Origin of the sequence: Inquilinus sp., from assembly GCF_039594555.1 — a bacterium.
GTDB lineage: Bacteria > Pseudomonadota > Alphaproteobacteria > DSM-16000 > Inquilinaceae > Inquilinus.
This window is the reverse complement of record NZ_JBCNNF010000465.1, coordinates 1-5,166: the sequence shown is the minus strand read 5'-3', so window position 1 is coordinate 5,166 and position 5,166 is coordinate 1. Positions and strand designations below refer to the sequence as shown.

Here is a 5,166-nt window from a genome sequence, read left to right as displayed (position 1 = left end):
CGGAGATGTAGCGGTCGGACAGCTCCGCCGCGGCGGTGAAGGCCTGGTCCTGGATCGTCACCTGGTGATGGCCCTCCAGCCGGTCGCGCAGGCCGCGCAGGATGTTGACCGTCTGCTCCACCGTCGGCTCGGCCACGAAGACCGGCTGGAAGCGCCGCTCCAGCGCCGCGTCCTTCTCGATGTGCTTCTGGTATTCGTTCAGCGTCGTGGCGCCGATCAGGTTCAGCTCGCCCCGCGCCATCGCCGGCTTGAAGGTGTTGGCGACGTCCAGCCCGCCCTCGCCGCCGCCCTGCCCGGCGCCGACGATGGTGTGGACCTCGTCGATGAACAGCAGCAGCTCGTCGCGGTGCTCGGCGATCTCGTCCATCACCTGCTTGACCCGCTCCTCGAACTCGCCGCGGAACTTGGAGCCGGCCACGAGGCTGTTGACGCTGAGCTCGACCAGCCGCTTGTCGCGCAGCGTGTCCGGCACCTCGTTGTTGACGATGCGCTGCGCCAGCCCTTCGACGATCGCGGTCTTGCCGACGCCGGGCTCGCCGATCAGCACCGGGTTGTTCTTCTTGCGCCGGGCCAGGATCTCAATCGTGGTCTCGACCTCCTTCGACCGGCCGATCACCGGGTCCAGCTTGCCCTCGCGCGCCAGGGCCGTCAGGTCGCGGCTGTACTTGTCGAGCTGTGGCGTGTTCGACGGGCCTTCGACCCGCCCCTCCTCCGCCCCGGTGCCGACGGTGCGCACCGTCTGCTGCCGCAGCGCCTGCGGCGTCAGCCCGTATTTGCGCAGCAAGTTGCCGGCGAAGCTCTCCGGCACCTGGGCCAGGCCGAGCAGCATGTGTTCCGGCCCGACGTAGGAATGGCCGAGCTGGCGCGAGATCAGGAAGGCATGATCCAGCGCAGCCTTCATGCGGGGCGAGACGCCGATCTCTGTGCGCGGCCCGGGCTGCTCGGTGCCGCGAATGGCGTTCTGATCGATATAGCCGCGCAGCTCCTCCGGCGAGATCTTGAAGCGCCGCAGGATGGCCTGGACGATGTCGCTCTCCGCCAGCTCGTACAGCAGGTGCTCGGTGTCGACCTCGCGCTTGCCGAACTGCACCGCCCGCTCGGCGGCGCGCTGCAGCAGCTCCTTCGCCTGCTCGCTGAAATGGCTCTGCAGGTTCAGGGCCGTGCGCTCCGATCCCGGCGGGCCGCGGCGCGGCGAGCCGGAGGACGGCACGGCCTGGCTGAACATGTCCTCCAGCCCGGAGCCGCGGACCAGCGCCTCCAGCGGCGAGACATAGCGCTGGTGCCGGGCCAGCTGCTGGTAATGGAAGTCGCAGACATCGAGCTGCCGGCGCTGGCCGTTCTGCAGCACCGTGACGCGCACGGTGGCGGGCCGCTCGTGGCAGATGTCGCAGAGCTTCTGGGCCATGGTCTCCACTCCGGGTCCGGATCGGCCTTCGCGCAAGGCCTGTTGCGGGGGCGGCCCGGCACGGATCCGGGTCGGCAGAGGGTCGGGGCTGCGCCTTTTCCCGCAAACGTTTTGCCACCAGACAGGGTTCCGGTGCCGGGGCATCATGCACCGGCCGGAACGCGAATTTAAGCCCCGCTCACGGGTTCAGCCCTGCTCCGCCAGCCGATGGAAGGCCGAGGGGGGCGTGGAATCGTCGAGGCGGCGGCGGATCGCCGCCGCGCATTCGTCCGGGCCGAGCTGCGAGGTGTCGACCTCGAGATCGTAGATCCCGGGGCGATGCACCTCGCGCTGCCAGCGCAGCACCGCCTCCGGCACCGGTTCCCCGGCCGATCCGGCCAGGTATTCGCCCTCCCGCCCCGGCTGTCCCGCCCGGCGCCGGCGCATGATCTCCCCGATCGGGCAGCGCACCCCGACGAGCAGGGCCGGCAGGCCGAGCAGGCGCCGGGCGCAATCGCGAAGGATGCCGAGCGGCTCGGAATAGGCGTCGTGATGACCGAGATCGGCCACGACGTTCAGACCGAGTCGGCTGTGGGCCGCGATCGACTCATAGAGCCCGGCATAGAAGACCCGCACCCAGGGTTCGAGCTCCGGCCGCTCGCCGCCGGGCCGCAGCCCGATCCCGGGGCGGAGGTGCGGCGGCGTCACGTGCCGGACATGGACATCGACGCCCAGATTCATCCAGGGCCCGTCGTCCCAGCCCTGGATCGCCGCGACGATGCTCGACTTCCCCGATCGCGGGGCGCCGTTGAGGACGATGATCCGTCCAGGTTCCAGGCTCATCCGTCGGTCCTTTCATCCCGGCTCAAAGACCGGCCCATTCAAGACCGCCCGGCAGCGGACCGGCGGCGAAATCCACCTGCAGCACCCGCCGGCGGGCCGGCTGCCGGGCCGCATCCGAGGCATGCAGGATCGGCGTCGCATACAGCCAGATGTCGCCGGCCTCGGCGATGCAGGCCGCTATGCCGCAGCGGCGGACGGCATCCGGCACCTCCGCCGCCGCGACGCGGCCGAGGCGGTGCGATCCCGGCGCCACCAGCAGCGGCGCATTGGTCATGGGCACGGGGTCGAGATGGATGCGCAGCGTCACCATGCCGGCCAGCACCGCGAAAGGCGGGGCCACATGCGGCAGCCCGTCCTTGACCGTCCAGGGCCCGAAGCCGTCGACCTCGACACGCCGAGCCACCGCGACGGTCCGGTCCTGGTGCCAGGCGAGCGCCCAATTGGCCGCCGGCGTCTTGTCGAACAGGATCGCCCGGACCGGCCGGGCTGCACCGCCCAGGATCGAGGCCGCCACGGCGCCGACGGGGCCATCCTTCGCCAGAAGGGGCTGCAGGGCGGCGTTTCCCCGCAGCCTGATGCCGGCGCGATTCGGCGGCAGGCCGGCAAGCGCGGTATCAAGGCCGAACAGCTCGGCATCCGTCATCGCCGACCGGAGGCGTAGCGCGCCATGCGGGACGAAACGCAGCATGTCCGGATCGGGCCAGTCGGGCTGGGGCATGCCCCAGCTAAAGCGACCGGGGCTCGCGGCGCAACTCCCGCAATACCGCCGTTCCGGGATCGTCTCACCGATCGGACTGTTGCGGCCGGGGCCGCAGATCGGTCAGGCTGTCGGCACCACTTCGGAGTCGCGGATGAGCGGTTCGATCCAGACCTTCCTGCTCACGCTCTCCGCCCTGTTCTCGATCGTGAACCCGATCGGGGCCGCCCTGATCTTCAGCCAGATCACCGCCGCCCGGTCGCATGGCGAGCGCCTGATGCTGGCGCGGAAGATCGGGGTCTATTCCGCCCTGGTGATGCTCGGCGCGCTGTGGGGCGGCGCCTATGTCCTCAGCTTCTTCGGCATCAGCCTGTCGGCCCTGCGCATCGCCGGCGGGCTGATCGTCGCCGCCAGCGCCTGGCGGCTGCTGCAGTCGCCGGAGCAGCAGGAGGAGCGCAAGCAGGAACAGGCGTCGGAGGCGGAGGGCATCGACGCCGTCGCCTTCTATCCCCTGACCATGCCCTTCACCACCGGCCCGGGCACGATCTCGGTCGCCATCGCCATCGGGTCGAACCTGCCGGTCGGGCAGCCGGATTTCCTGCCCTTCGTGCTCGGCGCCACGGCGGCGGCGCTGACGATCTCCGCCAGCGTCTGGGTGGCCTACTCCTCGGCCGACCGGCTGGTCGCGCTGCTCGGCCAGTCCCAGGTGCGGGTGCTGTCGCGACTGATGGCCTTCCTGCTGCTCTGCGTTGGCACCCAGATCACGCTGGGCGGCATCAGCGACTTCGTCCATTCGCTGACGCCGCCCTAGGCCGAGGCCTTACAAGCCGTAGCGGGCCGCCGGGACCGCGTTGGACAGGTTCGGGCCCAGCGCCCGGCGGGCGGCCTCGACCGCGTCCCAATCCTTGATCTCCGGCAGCGCCGGGATGGTCACGACCTCGCCCTGGTCGAAGCCGGCCAGCGCCGCGTCGACCAGGTCCTCCGCCCGCATCATCCGCTCCTGGATCGCCTGCGGCAGGACGGCGATCGGCGCGCCGGCGATATCCCAGAACTCGGTCGAGGTCGGGCCGGGCAGCACCGCCTGGACGCGGATGCCCTTGGCCCCGAGTTCGTGCCGCAGCTGCTGGCTGAAGGCCAGGACGAAGGCCTTGCTGCCGCCGTAGACGCCGTTCAGCAGCTCCGGCGCCACGGCGACGATCGAGGAGATGTTGATCACCGTGCCGCCGCCGCGGGCGACGAAGCCGGGCACCGCCGCATAAGTCAGGCGGGTCAGGGCCGTGACGTTCACGTCGATCATCGACTGCATCGCGTCGACATCGGCCTGCAGCAGCGGGGCGGCGGAGCCGAAGCCGGCATTGTTGACCAGCACGGTGATGCTGGGGTCGGTGCGCAGCACCTCCTCGACCTCGCGCAGGTTGTCCCTGTCGGTGAGGTCGGCGACCAGCGGCGTCACCGTCCGGCCGGTCTCGGCCGTCAGGCGTTTGGCCACGGTGTTCAGCCGCTCGGCGTTGCGGGCGACCAGGATCAGGTCGTGGCCGCGCCGGGCCAGGCGGTCGGCATAGATCGCGCCGATGCCCGAAGAGGCGCCGGTGATCAGGGCGGTGGTCTTGTCGGTGCTCATGATAATCTCCTTTGGAATGGGCATATGCCCTCATCAAGAAAGGGCATATGCCCATTCCGGGGCGATAGGAGGTGACGGCCTTCCGCCTTTCCTCCGGTGGGAAACTCAGTCCTTCAGCGTGCCCAGCCGCTCGTCATAGGCGATGTCGAGCAGGGCGCTGCGCAGCGCCTCCGCCTCGGTCTGGCCGAAGACGGCATGGAACCGGGCTTGCGCCGACTCCCACAGGCCGAGGGCCTGCTGCAGCTTCGCCAATCCCTGCGCCGTCAGCAGAATGTGGCGGCGGCGCCGGTCCTCGACGCCCTCCTTGAGGACGACGAGCCCGTCCCGCTCCAGCGGCCGCAGGGTGTGCCCGAGGGCGGAGCGGTCGACCACCAGCGCCGCGGCCAGCTCCGCCAGGGTCGGCGCTTTTTCCCCCAGCTCGTGCAGCTCGGCCAGGATGGCGAACTGGGTCGAGCGCAGCCCGGCGGGCGCCAGCGCGTCGTCATAGAGCTGCGTGATCCGCCGCGACGCCTTGCGCATCGCGGTGGCGTTGCAGGCCAGGACGCCTTCCTTGGTGTTGCGCTCGGTCTTCATGGATCGGGATATGGGGAACAGGCCCGCTTGCGGTCAAGGGGCATATGC

6 protein-coding genes are annotated in these 5,166 nt (G+C 70.3%); 1 reads left to right on the top strand and 5 read right to left on the bottom strand.

The genetic code is table 11. The features are described from left to right. The 3 genes from ABDW35_RS31780 to ABDW35_RS31770 all read right to left on the bottom strand — a co-directional run. A partial coding sequence (locus ABDW35_RS31780; protein WP_343717851.1) for an ATP-dependent Clp protease ATP-binding subunit occupies window positions 1-1,405 on the bottom strand: 1,405 nt, incomplete at its 3' end. Between the two features lie 186 nt (window positions 1,406-1,591). Further along, window positions 1,592-2,227: a hypothetical protein gene (locus ABDW35_RS31775; RefSeq protein ID WP_343717850.1), complete on the bottom strand. Its 636-nt coding sequence runs from the start codon at window positions 2,225-2,227 to the stop codon at window positions 1,592-1,594. Between the two features lie 22 nt (window positions 2,228-2,249). Next, a complete protein-coding gene (locus tag ABDW35_RS31770; RefSeq protein ID WP_343717849.1) occupies window positions 2,250-2,915 on the bottom strand; it encodes a phytanoyl-CoA dioxygenase family protein in 666 nt (221 codons plus the stop codon). Window positions 2,916-3,078: 163 nt separating this feature from the next. Between ABDW35_RS31770 and ABDW35_RS31765 the strand changes: the two genes are divergently transcribed. Then, window positions 3,079-3,735 carry a MarC family protein gene (locus tag ABDW35_RS31765; protein ID WP_343717848.1) on the top strand — a complete coding sequence of 219 codons (657 nt, stop codon included), beginning with the start codon at window positions 3,079-3,081 and terminating at the stop codon, window positions 3,733-3,735. Between the two features lie 9 nt (window positions 3,736-3,744). On the opposite strand, the gene ABDW35_RS31760 is transcribed toward ABDW35_RS31765, so the two are convergent. Next, the gene (locus ABDW35_RS31760) at window positions 3,745-4,545 is read right to left on the bottom strand and encodes an SDR family oxidoreductase (protein ID WP_343717847.1); all 801 of its coding nucleotides are present in this window, start codon (window positions 4,543-4,545) and stop codon (window positions 3,745-3,747) included. Between the two features lie 105 nt (window positions 4,546-4,650). Continuing rightward, entirely contained in the window at window positions 4,651-5,118 is a 468-nt protein-coding gene (locus ABDW35_RS31755; RefSeq protein ID WP_343717846.1) for a MarR family winged helix-turn-helix transcriptional regulator, read from the bottom strand. Window positions 5,119-5,166 lie beyond the last annotated feature (48 nt).

Coding starts and splice junctions, on each gene's coding strand:
- ABDW35_RS31760 (WP_343717847.1), bottom strand. CDS start 4,545: ATGAGCACCGACAAGACCACCGCCCTGATCACCGGCGCCTCTTCGGGC.
- ABDW35_RS31770 (WP_343717849.1), bottom strand. CDS start 2,915: ATGCTGCGTTTCGTCCCGCATGGCGCGCTACGCCTCCGGTCGGCGATG.
- ABDW35_RS31765 (WP_343717848.1), top strand. CDS start 3,079: ATGAGCGGTTCGATCCAGACCTTCCTGCTCACGCTCTCCGCCCTGTTC.
- ABDW35_RS31775 (WP_343717850.1), bottom strand. CDS start 2,227: ATGAGCCTGGAACCTGGACGGATCATCGTCCTCAACGGCGCCCCGCGA.
- ABDW35_RS31755 (WP_343717846.1), bottom strand. CDS start 5,118: ATGAAGACCGAGCGCAACACCAAGGAAGGCGTCCTGGCCTGCAACGCC.